The sequence below is a fragment of the Pseudomonas cremoris genome (assembly GCF_014230465.1).
In genome coordinates this window covers 105680-129045 of record NZ_JAAXCY010000007.1, presented here as the reverse complement: position 1 = coordinate 129045, position 23366 = coordinate 105680, and the positions used below count along the sequence as shown (strand labels likewise).

The window sequence follows — 23366 nt, the reverse complement described above, 5'->3', positions numbered from 1 at the left end:
TTATTCCATCCGATATAAATCTGGAGTGACCTCGATGTCCGCTGCACTGCCCTCCCCTCAGGTCATTCCTGAAGAAACCGTCAACGGCCAACGCGGCAAGGCCCGACGCATCCTGCTCACCCTGGCGGCCATTGCGGCGGTGATCGGCGTTACATGGGGCGCCTGGTGGTGGATTACCGGGCGTTTTATCGAGACCACCGATGACGCCTACCTGCAAGCCGACAGCATCAGCGTGGCGCCGAAGATCAATGGCTACGTTGAGCAAGTGCTGGTGACCGACAATCAACAGGTCAAGCGCGGCGACGTGCTGGTACGCCTGGATGCGCGCAAATACCAAGCCGTGAGTGACGAAGCCACCGCGACGATTGCCGCACGCAATGCCGACTTCGCCAAGGCCGAAGCCGACCTGGTGCAACAGGATTCGACCATCGCCGAAGCCCGCGCCCAACTGCAGGGTGCCGAAGCCGATGCCCAGCATGCCAAGACCGAAGTAGCACGCTACGCCCCACTGGCCCGCTCCGGTGCCGAGCCGGAAGAACGCCTGGCGCAGTTGAACAACCAACTGGCCCAAGCCCGCAGCACGGTAGCGGCCAAGCAAGCTGCACTGCGTTCCAGTCAAACCCGCTACGGCACACTGCAGGCCCAACTTAAGCAAGCCCAGGCACAGCTCGGCGTGGCCAAGGCCAGCGAAGCGCAAAGCCAACTGGATGTGGACGACGCGGTCATCCGCAGCCCGCTGGATGGCCGCGTAGCCGACCGTGGCGTGCGTGTCGGCCAATACGTGCAGCCCGGCACACGTCTGTTGACCGTGGTGCCCATCAGCTCGATCTACCTGACCGCCAACTACAAGGAAACCCAGATCGGTGCCATGCGCCCTGGCCAGACCGTCACCGTGCATGTCGACGCCCTGCCCGGCCGCGACCTGCAAGGCCATATCGACAGCCTGGCCCCCGGCACCGGCGCACAGTTCGCCTTGTTGCCGCCATCGAATGCCACCGGCAACTTCACCAAGATCGTCCAGCGCGTAACGGTGCGCATCGCCCTCGACGTGCCGGACGACCTGCGCGCGGCGTTGATGCCTGGCCTATCGGCAACGGTGGAGGTAGACACTCGCACCCACGGCGCGGACGCCAACCATGGCTGAAGCGACAATGACCGGCGTCGCAGCGGACAAACCGCGCAACGCCTCGCTGACCGACTGGATCGCCGTCGCCGCAGGCGCCTTGGGTGCGCTGTTGGCGACCCTGGACGTGTCGATCACCAACTCCGCATTGCCGCAGATTCAAGGCCAGATCGGCGCAACCGGCACCGAAGGCACCTGGATTGCCACCGGCTACCTGATGTCGGAAATCGTGATGATCCCCCTCGCCGCCTGGCTGACGCGAGTCTTTGGCCTGCGTCGGTTCCTGATCGGCACGGCGTTGATGTTCACGTTCTTTTCGATGTTCTGCGGCCTGTCCGCCAGCCTCGGCGCGATGATCGCTGGGCGCATCGGCCAAGGGTTTGCCGGTGGTGCGATGATTCCTACCGCGCAAACCATCGTGCGCACCCGCCTGCCGCCCCATCAGATGGCGATCGGCATGACCATGTTCGGCATGACCGTCATCCTCGGCCCGCTGCTGGGCCCAGTGATTGGCGGCTGGCTTACAGAAAACATCAACTGGCGCTGGTGTTTCTTTCTCAACCTGCCCATCAGCATCGCCCTGATCACCCTGCTGATCACCGGCCTACCCAGCGAGCGCATGAACCTGCAACGGTTCATCAGCGCCGATTGGCTGGGCATCCTTGGCCTGGCGATGGGCTTGAGTTCGCTCACCGTGGTGCTGGAGGAAGGCCAGCGTGAGCATTGGTTTGACTCGCTGCTGATCACCTGGCTGAGCATCGCCACAGTGGTCGGATTTTTCCTGATTGCCGTGGGGCAATTCCGCTCCGCCACGCCGATCCTGCGCTTGCAGTTAGTGCTCAATAAAAGCTTTGGCAGCGTGCTACTGATCGGCACGGCCGTGGGCGCAGGCCTGTATGGCACGGCGTATCTGGTACCGCAGTTCCTGGGGATCTTGTCTGGCTACAACGCGCAACAGTCGGGGTCGATCATGTTGCTGTCGGGTATTCCGGCATTCCTGCTGATGCCGATCCTGCCCCGCATGCTCGGCCGTTACGACCTGCGGTGGATGGTCGGCGCGGGCCTGCTGCTGTATTGGGCCAGTTGCTTTGTCGACACACAGCTGACTGCCGACAGCGTTGGCCATGACTTTATCTGGTCGCAGTTGCTGCGCGGCTTCGGGCAGATCCTGGTGATGATGCCCCTCAGCCAATTGTCCATGCGTTCGGTCGACACCAAGGACGCCGGCGATGCGTCCGGGCTCTACAACATGTCGCGCAACCTCGGCGGCACCATCGGCCTGGCATTGCTTGGCGTGCTGATGGACCGGCGCAGTCATTTCCATGACGACCGGCTGCGCGAGGGCATCCTGGCCAACAGCCAACTGGCTCAAGACCAGATGGCGAGTAACACCGCCAGCTACCTCGCGCAAACCGGCGATGCCACCACCGCCTCGTTGCAAGCGATGGCCCAACTGGCCAACGACATCGCGCGCCAGGCCTCGGTCATGGCCTACAACGACGCGTTTTACGTACTGGGACTCGCAATGCTGGCGTGCCTGCCCCTGATCTTCATCCTGAAAAAGCGCACGGTACAGTCATGACTCTTCGCTCCCTTCCCCTGTTTTTCACGGTCGGCTTGTTGTCCGCCTGCACGGTGGGCCCGGACTATCGAGGCGCACCGGATGTCGCCCCAAAAACTCTGGCGGCCAGGCAGTTGGCGCATGCCGACAGCACCGCACCGAGTGCGCCCGCGGTCGCCCAATGGTGGCGCACGCTGGGTGACAGCCAACTGAATGAATTGATCGACCAGGCCCTGCACAACAGCCCGGACATTGCCACCGCCCAGGCGCGCTTGAAACAGTCCCGCGCCAGCCTCAGCGGCGCTCGTGCCGACAGCATGCCCAAGGTAACCGGCGACGCGGCGATGTTGAAACTGCGCTCACCCGACACCTCGGCCCTGGGCGGCAGCGGCGGCGGTCGCGGCCCATTGAGCCTGTACCTTGCCGGCTTCGATGCAAGTTGGGAGGCCGATTTGTTCGGCGGCACACGCCGTGCGGTGGAAGCGGCGCAAGCCGAAGCCGACGCCTCCCAGGCACAGCTTGCGGACGCCCAGGTGCAACTGGCCGCTGAGGTGGTGCAAACCTACACTGACCTGCGCGACCAACAGGCGCGACTGGCGCTGGTAGACGCCAGCGTCGACATCGAAAACCAGGCCCTGGACCTTACCCAACAACGACGCGAACGTGGCGTGGCATCCCAACTGCAACTTGAACAGGTACTGACCCAGGCTGAAAACACCCAAGCGCAACGCTTGCCCTTGCAAGCGTCCATCGTCGAATCCCTGGATCAACTGGGCCTACTCTGCGGCCTGGAACCGGGGGAGCTCGATAACCGCCTCGCCACAGCCAAAGCCTTGCCGACGATTCCCGACGTGGTGCCAATCGCAGACCCAGCCGCCCTCCTCAAAGCCCGGCCCGACATCCGCATCGCCGAACGCAAACTCGCCTCCAGCAACGCGCAGATCGGCGAAAAAACCGCAGACTGGTTCCCCAAACTGAGCCTGATGGGCGACCTCTCATTTTCCGCCAGCGACCCCGGCCACCTCGCCCGCAAAGACAACGGCACTTGGCTGATCCTGCCGCGCCTGACCTGGAACGTGCTGGATTTCGGCCGCGTGGCCGCCAGCGTCAAAGGTGCCGAAGCCGGACGCGACGAAGCACTCGCCCAGTATAAAAGTACGGTATTGGGGGCGCTGCGTGATGCCGACGTGGCCTTGGCGCGATACGGCCACCAGCGACAAAACGTCGTGTTGTTGCGCAGCGTCGAGTCATCAGCCGTGCGTGCCGCAGACCTGACACGCCAACGCTATCGCGCAGGTACCGCGAGCACGCTGGACTGGCTGGATGCTGAGCGTACGCGGTATCAGGCACAGGAAAGCCGGATTTCAGGGGATGCGGAGTTGCTGAAGGATTTTGCGTCATTGCATAAGGCGCTGGGGTTGGGGTGGACGCTGTAACCCAGACAGCAACCTGCCATTGGTTTGCCTTCACTGATCGGTATACTTGCGTCCTTTGCCGTAACCATCACGAAAGGACGCTTGATGAGCAAATCGCTGCTCTCCGAACAACTAGGCGCCATGGCCTTGGTGGACCAGTTGCGTCACCAGCAGATGGAGGTGGAAGAACACCTGAACATGCCGCAGCGACGCACCGCCGTCGCCGCGCGCATCCGCGAGTATTACCAGAACAACGGTATCGCGTTCACCGATGCCCAGATCGACCAGGGTGTACGCGAGTTTTTCGACAAGCGCTTGACCTTCGACGCGCCGCCCCAGGGAATGCTCAACGGCTGGGTGAGTACAGCGCTGCTCAATCGGCGCTGGGTCCTTCTGATAATGCTGTGCGTGATCGTTGGAGCATTGGCGGTACAAGGCGCGCGGATGTTTACCGCGTATGGTCAGACGCGCCAGGCCGCCCTTGTGCTTGACGCCGAGACTGTAGAGCGCCAGTCCGAGTGGCGGGCCTTGAAAGCCCGCCTCAGGTCGACCCAACAATTCCTTTCAGCACGGCACGAACCCGGCGCAGAGCGATTGCTCACCCGTGCTGACGAGTGGCTGAACCAGGCTGCGCCTCTTGTCGCCGAGCCGGCGCAGGTAAACCCCTTACTGCGCCAAAGCGAACAGGCCCTGAACCAGAGCCTGGCAATCTTCAACACACGCGAACGCTTGGTGCGCATGCAAAAAAAGCCGGCCTACCTCGCTGCAATTGACGTGTTCAACGCACTCGCGATACAGGCAGCCAAAGCTGACGATGCACTGGCCAATGCCGATACGCTGGGCATCGACAATGCCGAACAGCAAATCGTGCTGCTGGAAGAAGCGCTACAAAAGACCCAGCCACTCGAACCATTGACCGTCAGGTTCGCACCGCTGAACCAGGCCATCGCCGACATCGCCGTGCCAGAAAACGAGAAGAAAGGTTTTTATGAACTGGTAGCGCGTGCCAAAAACCACCTGAACCACTTCGATGAGCAGCAGGCAGAGGAAACACTCGACAGCCTGAGCGATTCGCTGAAAGTGGCCACGTCGCACCTCACCCTCTCGGTCATCGACAGACTGGGGACCGACCCCTGGGTTGAACGAAACAACCGCTGGTACCTCATCGTCCAGGCCCTCGATGAAAGCTACATCGCCACCAAATTGCCGATCACCGATAGCGTGACAGGCGAGACCCAATGGACCAAACGCTTTGCCATCCGCGTTTCGCGCGCGGAATTTTTGCGGGTTAAGGGTGAGTATGCAAAGGACGCGTATCCCGTCACGCAGGTGGTGGGAAGCAAGCCAGCCAACCGAATGGATGTTCAGTTTAATCAGCGAGTGATTCATCCCGAAGAAGCGCTGTTAACGTGGTGATTTAATGAGTTTTAAAAATAAGCTCTACATTCGCGAAGCGACAATAGCCGACCTTGATGCACTCCGCGACGTCGGCTGCGAGACCTACCGGCAGCACTTTGCCCAAATATGGTCGCCCGCCGGGCTGCAGGCGTTTCTCGATCAGGACTTTGCGCCCAGCATGCTGCAATCGTCGCTGGAATCAACCGAGCGCCACCTGTGGCTGATCGCTTCGGACGAAGACTCGGGGGTAGTGGGTTTTTCCAAAGTCAATTGGTCAACACCTGCTCCCATCACGGGTGAAATGGGTGCCGAACTGCAAAAAATCTACTTCCTCAAATCAGCCGCAGGGCTGGGGTATGGAAAGCAGTTGCTTCAATTCATCAGCCATCGTGCCGTGCAGCGTGGGGAACGCCTGCTGTGGCTGGACGTACTCAAGAGCAACGCAAATGCCCAGCGCTTCTATGAGGCAGTTGGTTTCCGAGCGCTGGGGGAGATTCCTTTCAGCACGGATTTGACGGAAATCGGGATGGTGGGAATGGGGCTACGGCTGGAACCGCCGAAATAATAGCGCTACGCCCGCTTATCCTGCGCGCAATAAAAAACCCCGTAGACGTTGATCTACGGGGTTTTCAAGAGTGGAGGCCGAGGTCGGAATCGAACCGGCGTAGGCGGATTTGCAATCCGCTGCATAACCATTTTGCTACTCGGCCTCAAACGATCAATGTCCAAACAACTGACACTCACCGCATAAAAACTTGAGCGGGCTATAAAACCCTGCCTCTACTATAAATCATTGAATACATTGAAGTTTTTAATGCTTCGTTGCGTTCGATGGGCGCCATTATGTACGTATTTGCCAAAGCGTGCAACCCCTTGATTTCAAAAATATTTCGTATTGGCATCAAGGGGTTGCGCACCTGCCCTACTCCTTGATCCGTTGCAGCTGGTACTGCGGATCGGCCTTGATCTGCGCTTCGGTGAACGGCAGCGGGCTCAGCTTTTTCTGGGAGAAAGCGTGGGTTTGGTCCTTGGCGTGTTGGGAGGCTGGGTTGCTGGACAAGGAGAACGCGAGCAGGCCTTGGGCATGCGGGCCTTTGTCGTCGAAGGTGACGATTTGCAGGTAGCTGCTACCGCTGATGACTTCACGTTTGCCATCTGCGCGGGGCACGGTTTGCATGGCGTTGTAGATGCCAAGTTCCTGCGGGCCGCCGTGGATGGGGGTTTGGCCGCTGACTTGGATGTCGCCCCAGGTGCTGTTGGCGGTAAGGCCACGTTTGGCGACGTCGGCGGTGGAGGCCAGCATGGCTTCGCGCAAGGCCTTGGCCACAGGCTCGCGGTCGATGGCCAGGCCGCGTGGCGTGGTCAACGGTTGCGCCGGATCGAAGGCGACGCGCCAGGCATCGGGGATTTGTCGCAGCTGTTTCGCCAGGTTGATGAAGTGCACCAGGCCCAGGCCGCTGTCGAGGTTGGCGCGCTGGTCCCAGTTTTTCAAGCTGGTGCACAGTGGCTGCAACGCGGCGGCATCAGTGCCCAGGTGCTTGGCGCAGAATTCCAGCAGGTCAGGCATGACTTGGCCAGCCAGGTATACCTCGTTGTCCATTACCATGCTTTGCAGGTCGCTCACGCCGATAGGTTGTTTGTCGAGGGACTGCAACCGTTGCAGGGCGAAACGTGCGCGTGGCCCAAGGGCGATGTTGTCCTGGCTGATCACCGGGGAGAACCCGGCCAATGGCGCCTTGGGGTTGGCCAACCATGCCGAGTCATTGGAGTGCTGCACGTAGTCGGTACGTTCCAGCTGCGGCAATTTATCGGCGGGGAAGATCCCGGCCTGGGCGGCACTCGGGTCGATATCCCAGGCACAGGCGCTGCGGGCGCCGTCGAGCACGATCATTTGCAGGCCCGCCCGCGGGTCGCTGCATCGCGCCAGCTTGGCCTCGCTGACGTTGGGCACTACCGACAGGTTCATGTACAGGCTCTGGCCCCGGTCATCGGCCGCCAGGGTGTTGACCCACGGGATGCCTTGCAGAGTGTGCACTGAGGTTTGCAGTTCCTTGAGGCTGGCGGCGCGGTTCATTGCGTACCACTGCTGCAGCACGCGATCGTTGCCCAGGTTGGCGTCACGCAGGCTGAAGGCGTAGTGGCTGTCCCAATCGAGCTTGCCAGGCCATTGCACCACTGGGCCGAACTGCGAGCTATAGACAGTGTGGGATTGTGGCTTGAGGCTGCCGTCAGCGCCCTTGACCTGTACGGTTACCGTGGTTTTATCCAGCGGTAAGGATTTTCCGTCGAGCAGGTAGCGCGTGGAGTCCTTGGGGTCGAGGGTCAAGCGATACAGGGTGAAGTGCTTGGACGTGTCGACCGTATGGGTCCATGCCACATGCTGGTTGAAGCCGATATTGATCACTGGCAAGCCCGGCAACGCGGCCCCCATCACGTCCAACTTACCTGGGATAGTCAGGTGCATCTCATAAAAGCGCATGCCGCCCAGCCACGGAAAGTGCGGGTTGGCCAATAGCATTCCGCGACCATTGAATGAGCGGTCACGGCCTACCGCAACGGCGTTGCTACCACGATCAAAACTAAAACGCTGTTGATTGGCGGCAGCCAGTTCAAAGGACTTCAGGCTGGGTTCTACACCTGCGGTTGCCTGTGGTGGCTTCGCGCCGACCAACGCTTCTGCGAATTGGCCAACACCACCCTCGACCAGCAACCGGCGGGTCAACTTCACCAGATCCCCGGTTACCAGTGGCCGCACCCAGACGGCCTGGCATTGCGCCGGTGCGCCCTGCTCTTTCAGGTAACGGTTGTAACCGGCCACATAACCTTCGATGCGCTGGCGGATCTGTGGGGTTTGCGCGCTCCAGAACGCCGCCACGGCGTCCGGGGTATTGAGCCAGGTGAAGAACACATCACTGGCCAAGTTGTTGCGTTCTTCCAGTGTGGCCTGCTCGGGGCCGAAGTAACGTGCACGCTCACCGTTCACCGTGACCACTTCATTGGCCAACAGGCACAGGTTGTCCTGGGCATACGCGTAACCAATGCCAAAGCCCAGGCCCCGCTCATCGCTGGCGCGGATATGCGGCACGCCGAAACTGGTACGGCGGATATCGGCCGACGCCTGCGTCACCGACTCCCGCGCCGATGCGGCCAGGCTCAATCCCAGCAACATCCCCGCCACACACACCCTGGACAACCCGTTGGAAATAATCACGCCGACTCCACAGTCAAATTGAACATCCTCACCTGGGGTAATTCCCCCACCGTAAGGACGCAAAAAACCGGGAACAATTTAGCGGTGATGACCGTTTATTTAAGGCGATCCTGGTGTGACAAAACCGATACCGACAAAATTTCTACATCCGGCACTTCATGATTTCGCTCGCTCGTTCGTCTTATTAACTAAGAGCACTCATTTTCCTGATCAGGCTCTGATAAGGAGTTTTTGCATGTACAACTCGCAACTGCCCATGGATGGACATTCACCGGCCGCCGATGCCAAGTTCGGCAGCGGCACACAAACGTTCGGCAAAGCGCCCGAACAGCAAGGCAACCAGCGTATTCGCCATTTGCTCAAGTGTTTCGGTTTGCGCACCAGCCTGATTCGGCTGAAGGTCATCGACGCCTTGCTCACCGCTGCCGACAACCAGCGCACCCTCGGGGTGCGCGGTGTGCACAGCCATTTGCTGGAGCTGGGCATTCCGTTGTCGTTTCTCAGCGTGCGCGAGGTGCTCAAACGCCTGTGCAGCGAGGGTGTGATCACCCTCAACGCGGATAAAAGCTACAGCCTCCATGAAGAGGCTGCCAAAGTGCTCGACGGTCGCGACTGAGTCAGAGTTTGACTTTACGACGCATGATGCCGTTGATCACAACCACGACCACCGCGACAGCAATGGCGATGGTCTGGAACGTCTTCTCGCTGATAACCCCAGTGTTCTGCAAGTAGGACAGGCCAAACATCGTCGCCAGTACAGCCAGGGCAATCAGAATCGAATATTTCAAACGTTGCTTTTGAGTCATGACGGGTTCCTGAACCTGAAGAATGTATCCACCTTGTATCGCCGAACATGCCAAGCACATACCCAGTGAAGGGGATGACGCAGGGTCGGCAGGGTCTCATGTTACAGGCGATGAAAAAATTTGGCTTGTCCCGCGCCTGATAGACCCTGTGAGAACCCTGGAGGATTTTGAAATGTTCCGTCGAATCACACTGCTGATTCCATTGCTGATCATGTTGAGCATGAGCGGCTGCTTCTTTTTCCCTCATGGTGGCGGTGGTGGTTGGCATGACCACCGGTACGACGGTGGCGGCCCCGGCTACTACCATCGCTGATCACGCCCTAATCTGACAGACGTCCCGTATAAACGGAGCGGGACGCCTGCAATGCGCCCACACACACCCAGAGGAACGCGCTACACCAAAAGCGATACACACCTGACGCCCGTTAAGGAATTGCGTCGACCGCATAAGCACTAAGGATGATCGGGCACCCCGCTTGCGAGTCATCACCATGATAAAAGCGTCCATCCCCTCGGATACTCCGACTTTTGCCACTAGCTTCGAAAAAACGACGACCCTCGCCAGTGATGGCCCGCCCCCAACTCCGCCCTCCAGCAATTTCCCATCCACCGCAGGCTTGAAACTCGCCGCAGCGGATCAGAAAAACCTGCATACATTGGCCAATCACTTACGCGGCATTGCACTTCTGTGGAACGAATCCACGTCTGAAAGTGTGATTTCCAGCGCGCTGAACAACTGGAAAATGCCGATCGAGCCAGGCTCTTCCTACACTGTTGAAGGAGTCAATGATCCAAACCTGGCGGAGGTCATCACCCGACTGGATTTCGAAATACCTCGCACCAAAACCCAAGCTATCGCGCTGCGAGACACTCTGGATCAAAAAGCGTTAGCACCAGTCCTAGGCAACTCAGGCGGCGCTCTTTCCTGGCCGCTGCCGCTTAGCACAGCGCAGCAGCGGACAATCATCGACACGCTTGATTGCAACACAGCGATGTTGCCAGGCCTTCCGCTTGCCGCCCCCCGCATGGGAGCCCTGGGCTATCTGTTGGATGCCATGCCATTGCTGGCTGATGACCTGAACGACCCAGACAAGGCACTTGAAAAGCTGCTCACCTCGCCCAGAGGGGAAGCCTTGGGGTTGGCCATCCAAAAGGATCTGAACGGTATAGGCACGCCTGCCAGCACATACGAATATGTACTGAGTGCGATCCATCTGGGGCTTGATCGCGAGTCCATCGAGAGGCCGCACAGAAATGCAGTGGCTGGTTTTGACCTGGCGCAATCGCAGCATTGGGGCAAGCCCGCATCAGCGGTGTTCGACGCTCTCAAAGCTCACCTGGTTGTCACCGGAAAAACCAACCAGGCCACGGCGCACATGGCCGCCCATCTACTACTCAGGCGTGTTGCACCGCAGTTCCTGGTCAAGGACGTACCGAATCAGGTAGCGCCTGGCAGTCAGGCCTGGGCCAACTTCTGCATCGCGGTGGCCAAAGTGGAGGACGAAGCGCCCGGTACAGCCTCGAAGATGACATTTACGCAAGTCATGCAGCGCGCTGATCAGATCGACACCCCTGACGCGGAGTCGGTGCAACGCGCAGCGTTAATCGATTGGGGCGTTGCCAACGGGATCATCTCCAGACAGTCGCCTGAAGCCTATAGCGCGTCCGAAGTTGAGGTCGTGCGGACGAGGTTCAATGACCAACAGAGTCAACGTCTGACAGCAAGCGAGGTCCTCAAAACCGAACTGCCTACACGTAGGCAAGTGGCCCTGGAAAAACTCAAGGCACACTTTCCCGAACTCGAACCCGGTGTGTTCGAAGCGCCGGTGTTATTGCCGGACCGACCACATAAACAAAGTGGCCTGACGCCGCTGTACGACCCTAATCTGCCACCTGAGGGCTTTCACTCCATGCTTGACGTGTTCATGGGCGCCAGCACGTTGGGTAAATGGAAAACCGACGACCCGCGGATTCCGATCGACAAGCTGAATCAGAGCCCGGCACTGGGTATTCTGGGCGCATTCAACAGCCAGTTCGCCACTGCGATGGACGCACGCAAGAATGCGCTCTCCACCACTGTCCGCCATCTTATTTCCCAACTCCCGTTGGAGGACCGCAAAAAAATCGAGCATGGCAAGATCAGTTTTTTCCACGAAACCGCCTACGACACAACCTACGTCCCAAAACGGCTTGATTCCAAAGACATGGTGTTGAGCTTCAAAGTCGAGCAAGGGGGCCAGCGCACGATTTATGAAATAGACATCCAAAGCTTGTCGATCAAACGACGGGACAACTACATCAACCTAGTCGAAACCAGTTGGCAGGATGCGCATCTGGAACGCCGACGCGAAGCCTTCAATCCGGTTGTTGGCGGACAGGCGCGACAAAGCGAAAGCGAACCGGTAGGCGATACCTCGCCCAATAGCTTTGCCAGCCTGCGCAGCAACATGATCGCAGACGCCTTTGTCGAGCATCTGGACGTTGATAATGCAGCTATCAAGCAAGCAGCCGAAGGCTCAACCGCCCATGAAAGACAGCTACAAAGCCAGAAGAACGCCGGAGAGTTTTTTCTCAATCTGATTCCCTTCAGGTCCGCTATCGTCAACTTTTCATCCGGAAACTACGCAGAAGGCGTACTGGACCTGGGCATGGACATCTTCAGTTTTGTCACCGCCGGAGCCGGCACTGCTGCGAGACTGGCGAAAGTGGGGGCAAGCGCCATCTCGACGGGCGCGAAATTTATCAAGGGGGCAAAAGTCATTGGGGTTGCCGCGATAGGCGCACTTAACCCCGTGGATGGCGTAGGGGATTTGTTGGTCGGGGCTGTAAAGGTGACCAAGAGGGCTGCCAACACCGTTGCCAGAGGAGTGCAGGTGGCAGGGAGTACGGGTTTATCCCTGGTGGCCGATGGCATCAACACCCTCAAAGGCACAGCCGGCAGCTACGACCTGATAAAGGCCAGCAAACACCACGGCGTTGCATCAATCGGCACGTTTAAGGTGGCAGATGAGACCGTGGAGGGCGTGGCTGTTCGCCATAACCACCGGTGGTATGCCTATGACGAGGTAAAAAACCAACCGTTTGGAGCACCTATAGATGACTTCAATCCTGCGTACACCCTTGAGCCCAAATCGCCCAAATCGAATAGCCTGGCCCCTCACAGTGTGAGGCATACGCCCTACAACTTGGGTGCGCGCCCAGGACGTGTACGCACGCCTCTGCCCCAAGGGGAATACGCAGCGCAAATGAAAGGTAAGCTGCAAGCGGATCATTTCAAGGCCGACACCAAGCACGCCACCCTGCAAAAGTTCAACGACGACTTGCGCAGCCACTACAACGATGTGGCGAAGACCTCGCCGGCACGCCCTGTTATTCCGCTAGTCCCTACGTCGATACCGACATCCACTATGCTCAGCGATGTCTTAAAGACCTCCGATGGTGTAGTGCTTGGAGAGCGTCACGATCAGATGGCCAGTTTCAAGACGCTTTTCGATAACGCTGACACGCTAAAAAAATCCGGTGTAAAGCGCGTGTATTTTGAGGGGTTGCTCTCTCGCCCGGACCTGCCAGGTGGGCTTCAAGACGACGGCATCAGCATGCTGGGTGCGACACGCAGGCCCCGTAGGCACCCAAGCTTCGACGAGCTGAAAGCCAAGCTTGAGTTGAACGGCATCGAGATCGTCCCCCTTGACCACTACTACCTGACGCGTCACAAAGACGTGAGACATATCGTCGGCGCAACCCACACCGGACATGGCTCTGTACGACGACTTGAGGAATTCAACTACTACGCATCCAAGACCATCGAGTCGACATCCAACGGCGAGAAATGGGTGGCCTTGGTAGGTATGTCACACATGAAGACATCGGAGGGTGTACCGGGACTTGCCGAAATGACCCGCAGTACGGCCATTGGGGTATTTGAGCACAACAAGACAAACTTACCGCCCAGCTCTGGGTTCGGTCCCAAATCAACGCCTCCCGATCCGTCCAAACCGCTGACATCCCACGATCAGCCGGGGGATCTGCGGATTTATGTCAAAGCTCCGTAGATTCAGCGCACGCCTGGCGACGTAACCCATTACCCGGCTGGCCGCATAACTCGACAAGCCAGTCGACAAACACCCTCACGCGCTGTGACAACTGACGGTGAGGCGGATACAGGGCCGTCAGTGCCATTTGGGGCACCGCCTGGTGTGGCAACACTTGCACCAGCGTGCCCTCCTCCAGTTGGCGCATCGCGTGATAGTACGGTGCCTGGATCAAACCGTACCCGGCTGCGCACGCGGCAAAGTAACCATCGGCACTATTGACCGCGACACGTTTGGGCAGGTTGACAGCGCGCAGCTCTGCCCCTATCTGAAATTCCAGGCCAAAGCGCTTGCCACTGGTACTGGAAACGTACTCGACCATTTCGTGATGGGCCAGATCGTCAAGCGATGCGGGGAGCCCTATGCGTTCAAGGTAAGCGGGGCTGGCCAAGGTGACCTGGTCCATCATGGCTAATGGCCGCGCTACCAACGACTCATCCAGCGCCAGGCCACCCCGTAAGACGCAATCCACGCCTTCGCGAATCAAATCGACAGGATGGTCGTTTAGGCCTATCTCCAACTCGATCTGCGGATAGCGCTCGGTGAATAAAGGGAGCGCAGGAATCACGATCAAACGGCCTATCCCCGACGGCATGTTGATGTTCAAGGTCCCGCGTGGGTTTTGACGCTGGGTGGAAAACACCGCTTCGGTCTCTTCCAGGTCCGTGAGCAAACGCACGCAACGCTGGTAATACGCGGCGCCGTCCAGCGTTGGGCTGACCTGGCGCGTGGTGCGCTGCAACAGTTGCACACCCAAGTGCGCTTCCAGTTGCTTGATCAGGATGGTCACTGAAGCGCGGGGCATTTGCAGACTGTCGGCAGCCTTGGCAAACCCACCCAGTTCGACAATCCGAGTAAAAACGCGCATCGCATTGAAGCGGTCCAAGGAGTGGCTCCTTATTGATTGTTTAGATTTTACAAATAGTGATAGTGCTTTTAGCCGGTTTACCCAGTTTTTGTCGAGGGTAACAATGAAGCCCTAATCCACTAGGAGCTGAACCCATGCAAACGCGTCAACTCGGTACCAACGGCCCTCTCGTTTCCGCCATCGGCCTAGGCTGCATGGGCATGACGGATTTCTACACCACCGGCAGCGACACCAAAGAAGCCATCGCGACCCTGCACCGCGCCTTGGAACTGGGCGTCAATTTCCTCGACACCGCTGACATCTACGGCCCTCACACCAACGAACAACTGATCGGCAAGGCCCTTGCCGGCAAGCGTGAGCAGGTGTTCCTCGCCAGCAAATTCGGCATCGTGCGCGACCCGGCCAACCCCGCGCTGCGCGGCGTGAACGGGCGCCCCGAGTACATCCGCAACGCGATCGACGGCACCCTTCAACGCCTGGGCATTGAAACCCTGGATTTGTACTACCAGCATCGCATCGACCCCGAGGTGGCCATCGAAGAAACCGTCGGCGCCATGGCCGAGTTGGTGCAACAAGGCAAGGTACGTTACCTGGGCCTGAGCGAAGCCTCGGCTGCCACACTGGAGCGTGCTCACAAGGTGCACCCCATCAGCGCCTTGCAAAGCGAATACTCGTTGTGGAGCCGCGACCAACACGACAACGGCTGCCTCGCAACCTGCCAACGCCTGGGCATCGCCTTTGTGCCCTACAGCCCGCTGGGCCGGGGCTTTCTGACCGGCGCGTTGAAAAGTCCGGACGACTTCGCGGCCGACGATTACCGTCGATTCAGTCCGCGTTTCCAGGGTGAGAACTTCGCAAAGAATCTCCGATTGGTGAAGCAAGTCCAGACCCTGGCAAACGACAAAGGCGTCACCGCCGGGCAACTGGCACTGGCGTGGGTGCTGGCGCAAGGCGACTACATCATCCCGATTCCCGGCACCAAACAACGCAAGTACCTGGAAGAAAACGTAGCAGCCGTCTCCGTCAGCCTCAGCCCGACAGAGTTGGCGGCACTGGACGCGATCTTCCCCGCCGACGCAACCGCCGGCCTGCGCTACCCGCAAGCCGTGATGGCGATGCTCGACATCTAGCAAGAAGGCGCCTGCAAAGGCGCCATTATTTTCTTGCACGAACGTACCTAAAGCTCCTCCTTGCCAAGCCGATAGCCCGACGAAGCTCTAACACAGCCGCGTCGACAATAAACGCTTCGTAAGGACGACCCTTCATGCCCCCACTGCGCTCTATCCAAGCCCGTTACACATTGTTTCTGGTGCTGTTCGTCCTGGTGTTATTTGTGTTGACCGTGGTGGGTATCGGCCAATTGGTCGCGCCCAAACTGCGCCAAACCGAAGAACAGGTGGTGCTCAATCGCGTCGCCGAAGTGGCCGAACAGATCCAGGGCGAACTGAACAAGGTTCAGGCCCAGCAACGCAGCATCACCCAGACCATCCCGCTGCTCGACAGCGATGCCATCGACAAGGTCCTGCCCGGCCTGGTCGACCAATACGGCGAGTTGAAAGTCTTCGGCGGAGGTATCTGGCCGCTGCCGAACCAACGCACGCCGGGGCGCAACAAACACAGCACGTTCTGGCACCGCGACGCTTCGGGCAAGCTCGCCGTTAATACGTTCTGGAACAGCGACCCTGCGCCTAATTATTACGACCAGAGCTGGTACAAAGGCGGGCTCGCCTCACCGCGCGGCCAATGCGCCTGGGCCGCTGCTTACAAAGACGATGCCAGCCAGGAACCACGCACCAACTGCGCCATGGCCATCCAGCGCGACGGCGTGCCGTATGGCGTCGCCACCATCGACGTGACCCTGGGCTTCTTCAATGACCTGGTGGCCAGCAAGGAAAAAGACATCGGCGGGCAAATGCTGATCGTCGAAGGCGACGGCAAGATCATCAGCAACAGCTCGCGCATCAGTGGTCCGGTGGTGTTGAAGAACATCAGCGAACTGACGAGCACCTCGGCATTTGCAGGCCAGGTCAGCAAAGCCCTGGCCCACCGCGACCAGGCACTGCAACGCAGCGAGTTCGACAATGGCGGCGTGGCCAGCACGTTCTATATGCGCCCCATCGAAGGCACTCCCTGGTTGCTTGCGACCGCCCTGCCCACTACGTTGATCACCGCCCAGCGCGATGACGTGCTCGGCACACTGGCCCTGCTGCAAATTCCCATGGTGTTGCTGCTGGTACTGCTCGCGGCGTATGCGATCCGCCAATTGATGCAGCGCATGCAATCGTTGAAAACCAATATCGACGCGCTGTCCGCCGGCGACGCCGACCTGACGCGACGCATTACTATCCGCGCCGAAGACGAACTGGGAGCCATCGGTCACTCGGTTAACCGGTTTATTGTCTACCTGCAGAACATGATCGGCGAGGTGACCCAGGCCACGGGCGCCATGTCGTCGGGCTTGGAGCAGTTGCAACACACCTCGGCACAGACCAACCGCATCCTGGTGCGCCACGCCTCTGAAACCGATCAGACCGTCACCGCTATCACCGAAATGAGCTCCACCGCCGACACCGTCGCGCAAAATGCCGCCGAAACCGCAGCCTTCACCCAGCGTGCCAATGAGCATGCCGACCGTTCCCGCGTGGTAGTGGGTGAAGCGTCCAGCAGCGTCAGCGCATTGATCGGCGAAGTGTCCAGCGCAACCCATACCGTTGAAAACATGCGCCAGGACGCTGCACGCATCACCGAAACCCTCGGCGTCATCGGCGCGATTGCCGGCCAGACCAACCTGCTTGCCCTCAATGCCGCCATCGAAGCGGCCCGCGCCGGCGAACAAGGCCGTGGTTTTGCAGTGGTGGCCGATGAAGTTCGCGCATTGGCCGCTCGCACTCAGGCCAGCACGTCACAAATCAACGAGATGCTGGCACGCCTGACCACGGGCGTGAGCTCATCGGTGGCGGCCATGGAAAACACCCAGGCCAGTTGCCAGTCTGCGGCGGACGCCACGGCGCGAGTCAACAGCGGGCTGGATGAGATGGCCGGCTCCGTCAGCCATATCAATAACCTCAGCACCCAGATCGCCACGGCCGCCGAACAGCAGAGCGCAGTGACCGAGGAGATCAACCGCAGCATGGTGCAGATCCGACAAATGGTTGAGGAGCTGGTGCAGAGCGGCCACGCCACTGAAACCAATACCCAAAGCCTGCTGGCGGCGAACGGTCGGGTGATTTCATTGATGAGTCGATTCAAGGTGCGCTGATAAATGGCTGGAACACTCCCGTGCAAAGCACGGGAGTAGGACTATTCTGACAACTCCTAGTCGCCACAAGGAGGTGTGCCATGCGCGCAGCCGAGCAGTCGGTCCGCTTGGAGCGGATCAGCCAGGAACGCTTTATCAAGGCCCCCATCGATGCCGTTTATGACTATGTGACCCAGCCGGACCGTTGGCACGAGTGGCACCCCACGTCACTCAGTGCCGACACGGGCACCACCGGCTCACTCCCCGCCGGCACCCGATTTACAGAGTTCATTGACCTGCTGGGCGTGCGGGTTCCCATGAGTTACCGCGTGCAGGTCGCCCGGCGTCCTGCAGAATTCAAGACTGTGTTTACCTCATTGGCCGTCGATGGCTCCATCCATTACTTTTTGCGCGAGCATCAAGGCGGCACGCTGTTCAAACGCGTGTTGACCTACGAAACCGAACTGCAACTGGCCACGTTGCATGAGCGCATGATCGAACTCTCGACCATCGCGTTGGATCAGCTCAAGCACCGCCTGGAAAACCCGCCTTTCGTATAATCTTGAAACATTACCACCCTGTGGGAGCTGGCTTGCCTGCGATGAGGTCGTCATGATCGCCTCCGATCCGAATGACCTCTCCCTCGTCAAGAGCCAGCCCATGAAAACCCCATTGCGATTGACCCTGCTTTGCGCCCTTTTCACCACCACCCTCGCCCAAGCCGCCGACCTGATCCCCATCGACGTGCACCGCGACGCCAACTGTGGCTGCTGCAAAAAATGGATCAGCCATCTGGAAAGCAACGGTTTCAAGGTCAATGACCATGTCGAAGCCGACATGAGCGTCGTCAAGCAACGCCTCGGCGTAGCGCCACGCCTGGGTTCGTGCCATACCGCCGTGATCGACGGCAAGTTCGTTGAAGGCCATGTACCCGCCGAGCAAGTGCTGGCCCTGCGCAAGCGTGATGATCTGCTGGGTGTCGCCGCACCGGGCATGCCCATGGGCTCGCCGGGGATGGAAGTGGAAGGTCGCAGTGAGGCCTACCAAGTCATCGGCCTGACGCGTGACGGTAAAGACGTAGTGGTGGCCGACTACCCGGCCCACTGACCCGTGCTGATGGGCTACCTGGGGCTGTTCGTCGCGGCGTTTGGCGCTGCGACCTTATTGCCCCTGCAATCGGAAGCCGTGCTGGTGGGCCTGCTGGTCAGCGGGCACTACAGCCTGTGGCTACTGCTGGGCATCGCCACCTTGGGCAATGTGCTGGGTTCGGTGGTGAACTGGTGGCTGGGGCGCTGGCTGGAGCACTTCAAGGGGCGGCGCTGGTTTCCAGTCAGTGACAAGCAACTGGATAAAGCCCGCCGCCACTACGCCCGTTGGGGTCACTGGACCTTGTTACTCAGTTGGGTGCCGATTATCGGCGACCCACTGACATTGGTGGCTGGCGTGATGCGCGAGCCACTGTGGCGGTTCCTGCTCCTGGTGACCCTGGCCAAAAGCGTGCGCTATGGCGTGCTCGCAGCCTTGACCCTGCACTGGGTGTTAATCCCTGCTTAATCCCCCCGAAACAGCATCCGAGCATCTTTCCCGGAGCCCTGCCGATGCCTCTGATCCGTGCCTTTTGTATTGCCGGCCTGCTAACCGCCACTGCCGCCCCTGCCTTCGCTGCCAGTTACGGTCCCGAGCTGCAAGGCTTCCAATACCCCTATCCCGTCGAACACTTCGCCTTTCAATCCCAGGGCAAATCCCTGCAAATGGGCTACATGGATGTCCCCGCCAAAGGCAAACCCAACGGCCGCAGCGTGGTGCTGATGCACGGCAAGAACTTCTGTGGTGCCACCTGGGAGGATTCGATCAAAGCCCTGAGCGACGCTGGCTACCGCGTGATCGCGCCCGATCAAATCGGTTTCTGCACCTCCAGCAAGCCCGACCATTACCAATACAGCTTCCAACAACTGGCCATCAACACCCATCAATTGCTGGAAAAGCTCGGCATTCAAAAAGCGACGATTGTCGGCCACTCCACCGGCGGCATGCTCGCCACCCGCTACGCTTTGCTCTACCCCGCACAAACCGAACAGCTTGCACTGGTGAACCCCATCGGCCTGGAAGATTGGAAAGCCCTGGGCGTGCCCTATCGCAGTGTGGACCAGTGGTATGAGCGTGAATTGAAACTGAGCGCCGACGGCATCCGCAAATATGAGCTCAACACCTATTACGTCGGCCGCTGGAAGCCCGAGTACGAGCGCTGGGTCGACATGCTCGCCGGCCTCAACAGCGGCCCCGGTCATACCCAGGTGGCGTGGAACTCGGCATTGATTTACGACATGATCTTCACCCAGCCGGTGTACTACGAGTTCAAGGACTTGCAGATGCCAACCCTGATGTTGATCGGCACGTCCGACACCACCGCCATCGGCAGCGACATCGCGCCGCCGGCGGTCAAGGCCAAGTTGGGGCGCTACGAGGTACTGGGCAAACAAGCCGCCAAGCTGATCCCCCATGCAACCCTGGTGGAATTCCCGGGATTGGGGCATGCGCCGCAAATGGAAGAACCGGCTCAGTTCCATAAAGCGCTGTTGCAGGGTTTGAACGCCCTTTAATCCAACCTTTTTCGAGGCACGCGTAAATGTCGGTACAGATCGCAGTCATTGATGATTGGCAGAATGTGGCCAGTGGCGTGGTGGACTGGTCAGCCCTTGAGTCGGTAGGCCAGGTGCATTTCCTGCACGACTACCCGGCAGATACTGCCACGATGGTCGAACGTTTGCAGGGGTTCGAGGTAATTTGCGTGATGCGCGAGCGCTCCACCTTCGGCAAGGCTTTGTTGCAAGGACTGCCCAAGCTCAAGTTGCTGGTGACCGGAGGCATGCGCAACGCAGCCATCGACCTCCCCGCCGCCAAGGCACTGGGCATTACGGTCTGCGGTACCGACAGCTATAAACAGGCAGCGCCGGAACTGACCTGGGCATTGATCATGGCCTCGACCCGTAACCTGCTGGCGGAAGCCAATTCCCTGCGCGCCGGCGGTTGGCAGGTTGGACTGGGGGGCGACCTGCATGGCAAGACGCTGGGGATCCTGGGGTTGGGGAGCATCGGTCAGAAGGTCGCGCAATTCGCCCACGTGTTCGGCATGCGTGTGATTGCCTGGAGTGAAAACCTCACGCCGGAGCGCGCAGCCGAGTCCGGCGTGACGTGGGTCAGCAAAAAACAGCTGTTTGAACAGGCCGATATTCTCACCGTGCACCTGGTACTCAGCGACCGCAGCCGCGGCCTGGTGGATGCCGAAGCGTTGGGCTGGATGAAACCAAGCGCTCGTTTGGTCAATACCGCCCGCGGACCGATTGTGGATGAGCAAGCGTTGGTGCAGGCACTGGAAAGTGGCCGCCTGGCCGGCGCAGCACTGGATGTGTTTGCCGAAGAGCCGTTACCCGCGAATCACCCGTTCCGCCGCCTGCCCAGCGTGTTGGCCACACCTCACGTGGGGTATGTGAGCGAGCAGAACTACCGGCAGTTCTACGCCCAGATGATCGAAGACATCCAAGCCTGGGCCAACGGCGCGCCCATTCGCGTGCTTGCCTAACGCACGCAATGCCCTTGTAGTGAGCGGGCTCGCCCCGCGCTGGGGCGCAAAGCGCCCCCAAACCAAGCAACGCAGTTTTTCTGGAAATACCGCAGCGCCCCTATTGGGGCTGCTGCGCACCCCAGCGCGGGGCAAGCCCGCTCACTACAAATCTACGCATGTTTTCAAAGCTGCATATGGTTACAAGTTTTTTGTCCTACAAAATCTTCTCACAAACCCTACAGGCTCTAGGATCTGTCCTAGACTGATGACCGATGGGTCCGATCGAAAACAAAAACCCCGCAAAAAATCGAAACTTTCCAACTCTGCCGTAGGTCCAGTTTTAAGGTAAGGCGAGCAGCCGGCGTTCACGCCCAATGCCCGTCCATCCAATCTTTTTCAGCTAACCGTGCAACTGGCATACGCCTTGCCAGTTTGTACAGTGCTTGTGCGCCTGGCCGCAGGATGCGGTCATCGGAGCTGATGGCAGCGGGCCATTAGCCGACCAACATGTGGGAGAGAACTATGATCAGTGCCGCTGTAGATATTCAGGGAGAGCGTGTCAGTCAGCCGGTAGGGGGATCTTCACTGGTCGACCTGCCCACCACTGTGCGGCCGATCGCGAGTCAGAACCCTAATCGCAAAAAAGTCCTGTTTGTGACCTCGGAATTTGCCGACCTGGTGAAAACCGGCGGCCTGGGCGACGTCTCTGCCGCCCTGCCCCGCGCCATGGCGCACCTGCATGATGTGCGCGTGCTGATCCCCGGCTACCCGCAAGTGATGGAAAGCGACAACCCGATCCATATCATCGGCGAACTGGGCGGCCATGCAGCGCTGCCGCCGTGCAAGATCGGGCGCATGGACCTCAAGGACGGCCTGGTCATTTATGTACTGATCTGCCCTGAACTCTACGAGCGCGAAGGCACGCCCTACGGCGCCAACAACGGTCGCGACTGGCCGGACAACCACATTCGCTTCGCCCGCCTGGGCCTGGCCGCCGCCGACATGGCCGCCAACCTGGCACAGATCCACTGGTGCCCGGACCTGGTGCACGCCCATGACTGGCCAGCAGGCCTCGCCCCCGCTTATATGCACTGGCGTGGGTCACGCACCCCAACCCTGTTCACCATCCACAACCTGGCGTACCAAGGCGTGGTCAGCCTGGCCTCGACGCCGGAGCTGGGCATTCCACCCCATGCCTTGCAACAGGAAGGCATGGAGTTCTACGGCAAGATGTCGTTCCTCAAGGCTGGCATGGCGTACTCCAGCCATATCACCACCGTGAGCGCTACCTACGCCCAGGAAATCACCACACCGGAATTCGGCTGTGGCCTTGATGGCTTCCTGGCCAGCAAGACCCAGCAAGGTTTGCTCAGCGGTATTCCCAACGGTATCGATGAAAGCTGGGAGACCTCGACGGACACGCACCTGACCCACAACTTCAACATCGGCGATTGGGACGGCAAGGCGATCAACGCCGCGCATGTACGCGAGCTGTTTGGCCTGCATGACTCCACCGGCCCACTGTTCGCTGTGGTGTCACGCCTGGTCTATCAGAAAGGTTTGGACCTGACCGAAGCCGTTGCCCGCTTTATCGTCGAAAATGGCGGCCAGATCGCGATTATCGGCCGTGGCGAGCCGGAAGAAGAACAGGCCATGCGCGAACTGGCCCTGCGTTTCCCCGGCCAGGTCGGTGTGCGCATCGGCTTCAACGAGACCGACGCGCGCCGTATGTTCGCTGGCAGCGACTTCCTGCTGATGCCCTCGCGCTACGAGCCTTGCGGCTTGAGCCAGATGTACGCGCAACGCTTCGGCTCGCTGCCGGTAGCGCGCAATACCGGCGGGCTGGCGGACACCATCGAGAATGGCGTCACCGGGTTCCTGTTTAACGAATCCACCGTGGAAAGTTATGAAGAAGCCCTGAGCCGTGCGTTCAAGGTGTTCGCCTTCCCGCGTTTGCTCAACGCCATGCGCTGCCGTGCCATGACCCAACCCTTCAACTGGTGCCAGGCGGTAGAACCCTACGCCGAACTGTATGAACAACTGGTGGTTAAAGCACAGGGGAAATCCGCTAAATAATCCAAGGGAGGTCTCTG

The 23366-nt window shown here is 59.5% G+C and carries 19 protein-coding genes and 1 tRNA gene; 16 read left to right on the top strand and 4 right to left on the bottom strand.

The genetic code is table 11. The features are described from left to right. Window positions 1-34: 34 nt before the first annotated feature. The 5 genes from HF257_RS18610 (at window position 35) to HF257_RS18590 (ending at window position 6062) form a co-directional block, all read left to right on the top strand. Window positions 35-1144: an HlyD family secretion protein gene (locus HF257_RS18610; protein WP_185705822.1), complete on the top strand. Its 1110-nt coding sequence runs from the start codon at window positions 35-37 to the stop codon at window positions 1142-1144. After that, on the top strand, window positions 1137-2705 hold the full coding sequence (locus HF257_RS18605; RefSeq protein WP_185705820.1) for a DHA2 family efflux MFS transporter permease subunit: 1569 nt from the start codon (window positions 1137-1139) through the stop codon (window positions 2703-2705). The genes HF257_RS18610 and HF257_RS18605 overlap by 8 nt, the downstream gene beginning before the upstream one ends. Next, window positions 2702-4120, top strand: coding sequence for an efflux transporter outer membrane subunit (locus HF257_RS18600; RefSeq protein WP_185705818.1), 1419 nt, complete (start codon window positions 2702-2704; stop codon window positions 4118-4120). The genes HF257_RS18605 and HF257_RS18600 overlap by 4 nt, the downstream gene beginning before the upstream one ends. Window positions 4121-4204: 84 nt before the next feature. Further along, on the top strand, window positions 4205-5515 hold the full coding sequence (locus tag HF257_RS18595; protein ID WP_185712107.1) for a DUF6384 family protein: 1311 nt from the start codon (window positions 4205-4207) through the stop codon (window positions 5513-5515). A gap of 4 nt (window positions 5516-5519) precedes the next feature. Beyond that, complete coding sequence (locus HF257_RS18590) at window positions 5520-6062, top strand: GNAT family N-acetyltransferase (protein ID WP_185705814.1); 543 nt, start codon at window positions 5520-5522, stop codon at window positions 6060-6062. 71 nt (window positions 6063-6133) lie between these two features. On the opposite strand, the gene HF257_RS18585 is transcribed toward HF257_RS18590, so the two are convergent. Both HF257_RS18585 and pvdQ read right to left on the bottom strand, forming a co-directional pair. Continuing rightward, window positions 6134-6207: transfer RNA gene (locus tag HF257_RS18585), tRNA-Cys, on the bottom strand. A gap of 212 nt (window positions 6208-6419) precedes the next feature. After that, on the bottom strand, window positions 6420-8708 hold the full coding sequence (pvdQ, locus tag HF257_RS18580; protein ID WP_185705812.1) for a bifunctional acylase PvdQ: 2289 nt from the start codon (window positions 8706-8708) through the stop codon (window positions 6420-6422). A 235-nt stretch (window positions 8709-8943) separates the two neighbouring features. Here pvdQ and HF257_RS18575 point away from each other — a divergent pair, with 235 nt between their 5' ends. Next, on the top strand, window positions 8944-9324 hold the full coding sequence (locus HF257_RS18575; protein ID WP_185705810.1) for a fe2+ zn2+ uptake regulation protein: 381 nt from the start codon (window positions 8944-8946) through the stop codon (window positions 9322-9324). A 1-nt stretch (window position 9325) separates the two neighbouring features. Here HF257_RS18575 and HF257_RS18570 read toward each other — a convergent pair whose 3' ends face one another. Next, window positions 9326-9514: a hypothetical protein gene (locus HF257_RS18570; protein ID WP_010210250.1), complete on the bottom strand. Its 189-nt coding sequence runs from the start codon at window positions 9512-9514 to the stop codon at window positions 9326-9328. 172 nt (window positions 9515-9686) lie between these two features. On the opposite strand from HF257_RS18570, the gene HF257_RS18565 reads away from it, so the two are divergent. Next, entirely contained in the window at window positions 9687-9827 is a 141-nt protein-coding gene (locus HF257_RS18565; protein ID WP_185705808.1) for a hypothetical protein, read from the top strand. A 178-nt stretch (window positions 9828-10005) separates the two neighbouring features. Next, window positions 10006-13566, top strand: coding sequence for a membrane-targeted effector domain-containing toxin (locus HF257_RS18560; RefSeq protein WP_185705806.1), 3561 nt, complete (start codon window positions 10006-10008; stop codon window positions 13564-13566). On the opposite strand, the gene HF257_RS18555 is transcribed toward HF257_RS18560, so the two are convergent. Beyond that, complete coding sequence (locus HF257_RS18555; RefSeq protein ID WP_185705804.1) at window positions 13553-14491, bottom strand: LysR family transcriptional regulator; 939 nt, start codon at window positions 14489-14491, stop codon at window positions 13553-13555. The genes HF257_RS18560 and HF257_RS18555 overlap by 14 nt on opposite strands. 116 nt (window positions 14492-14607) lie before the next feature. Between HF257_RS18555 and HF257_RS18550 the strand changes: the two genes are divergently transcribed. The 8 genes from HF257_RS18550 to glgA all read left to right on the top strand — a co-directional run bounded on the left by HF257_RS18550 (window position 14608) and on the right by glgA (window position 23349). Further along, complete coding sequence (locus HF257_RS18550) at window positions 14608-15603, top strand: aldo/keto reductase (protein ID WP_185705802.1); 996 nt, start codon at window positions 14608-14610, stop codon at window positions 15601-15603. A 134-nt stretch (window positions 15604-15737) separates the two neighbouring features. Then, complete coding sequence (locus HF257_RS33790; RefSeq protein WP_185705800.1) at window positions 15738-17732, top strand: methyl-accepting chemotaxis protein; 1995 nt, start codon at window positions 15738-15740, stop codon at window positions 17730-17732. 80 nt (window positions 17733-17812) lie between these two features. Next, a complete protein-coding gene (locus HF257_RS18540) occupies window positions 17813-18271 on the top strand; it encodes an SRPBCC family protein (RefSeq protein WP_185705798.1) in 459 nt (152 codons plus the stop codon). A 100-nt stretch (window positions 18272-18371) separates the two neighbouring features. Further along, window positions 18372-18818: a DUF411 domain-containing protein gene (locus HF257_RS18535; protein WP_185705796.1), complete on the top strand. Its 447-nt coding sequence runs from the start codon at window positions 18372-18374 to the stop codon at window positions 18816-18818. A 3-nt stretch (window positions 18819-18821) separates the two neighbouring features. Next, window positions 18822-19265, top strand: a complete 444-nt coding sequence (locus tag HF257_RS18530) for a YqaA family protein (protein ID WP_185705794.1) — start codon at window positions 18822-18824, stop codon at window positions 19263-19265. 44 nt (window positions 19266-19309) lie between these two features. Next, complete coding sequence (locus HF257_RS18525) at window positions 19310-20311, top strand: alpha/beta fold hydrolase (protein WP_185705792.1); 1002 nt, start codon at window positions 19310-19312, stop codon at window positions 20309-20311. A 26-nt stretch (window positions 20312-20337) separates the two neighbouring features. After that, window positions 20338-21291: a D-2-hydroxyacid dehydrogenase family protein gene (locus HF257_RS18520; RefSeq protein ID WP_185705790.1), complete on the top strand. Its 954-nt coding sequence runs from the start codon at window positions 20338-20340 to the stop codon at window positions 21289-21291. A gap of 504 nt (window positions 21292-21795) precedes the next feature. Further along, window positions 21796-23349 carry a glycogen synthase GlgA gene (gene glgA, locus HF257_RS18515; protein ID WP_185705788.1) on the top strand — a complete coding sequence of 518 codons (1554 nt, stop codon included), beginning with the start codon at window positions 21796-21798 and terminating at the stop codon, window positions 23347-23349. The last annotated feature ends 17 nt before the right edge of the window (window positions 23350-23366 follow it).

Excerpts from the sequence above, each read along its gene's own strand:
- HF257_RS18610 (WP_185705822.1), top strand. The coding sequence starts at position 35 with ATGTCCGCTGCACTGCCCTCCCCTCAGGTCATTCCTGAAGAAACCGTC.
- HF257_RS18605 (WP_185705820.1), top strand. The coding sequence starts at position 1,137 with ATGGCTGAAGCGACAATGACCGGCGTCGCAGCGGACAAACCGCGCAAC.
- HF257_RS18600 (WP_185705818.1), top strand. The coding sequence starts at position 2,702 with ATGACTCTTCGCTCCCTTCCCCTGTTTTTCACGGTCGGCTTGTTGTCC.
- HF257_RS18595 (WP_185712107.1), top strand. The coding sequence starts at position 4,205 with ATGAGCAAATCGCTGCTCTCCGAACAACTAGGCGCCATGGCCTTGGTG.
- HF257_RS18590 (WP_185705814.1), top strand. The coding sequence starts at position 5,520 with ATGAGTTTTAAAAATAAGCTCTACATTCGCGAAGCGACAATAGCCGAC.
- HF257_RS18575 (WP_185705810.1), top strand. The coding sequence starts at position 8,944 with ATGTACAACTCGCAACTGCCCATGGATGGACATTCACCGGCCGCCGAT.
- HF257_RS18570 (WP_010210250.1), bottom strand. The coding sequence starts at position 9,514 with ATGACTCAAAAGCAACGTTTGAAATATTCGATTCTGATTGCCCTGGCT.
- HF257_RS18565 (WP_185705808.1), top strand. The coding sequence starts at position 9,687 with ATGTTCCGTCGAATCACACTGCTGATTCCATTGCTGATCATGTTGAGC.
- HF257_RS18560 (WP_185705806.1), top strand. The coding sequence starts at position 10,006 with ATGATAAAAGCGTCCATCCCCTCGGATACTCCGACTTTTGCCACTAGC.
- HF257_RS18550 (WP_185705802.1), top strand. The coding sequence starts at position 14,608 with ATGCAAACGCGTCAACTCGGTACCAACGGCCCTCTCGTTTCCGCCATC.
- HF257_RS33790 (WP_185705800.1), top strand. The coding sequence starts at position 15,738 with ATGCCCCCACTGCGCTCTATCCAAGCCCGTTACACATTGTTTCTGGTG.
- HF257_RS18540 (WP_185705798.1), top strand. The coding sequence starts at position 17,813 with ATGCGCGCAGCCGAGCAGTCGGTCCGCTTGGAGCGGATCAGCCAGGAA.
- HF257_RS18535 (WP_185705796.1), top strand. The coding sequence starts at position 18,372 with ATGAAAACCCCATTGCGATTGACCCTGCTTTGCGCCCTTTTCACCACC.
- HF257_RS18525 (WP_185705792.1), top strand. The coding sequence starts at position 19,310 with ATGCCTCTGATCCGTGCCTTTTGTATTGCCGGCCTGCTAACCGCCACT.
- HF257_RS18520 (WP_185705790.1), top strand. The coding sequence starts at position 20,338 with ATGTCGGTACAGATCGCAGTCATTGATGATTGGCAGAATGTGGCCAGT.
- glgA (WP_185705788.1), top strand. The coding sequence starts at position 21,796 with ATGATCAGTGCCGCTGTAGATATTCAGGGAGAGCGTGTCAGTCAGCCG.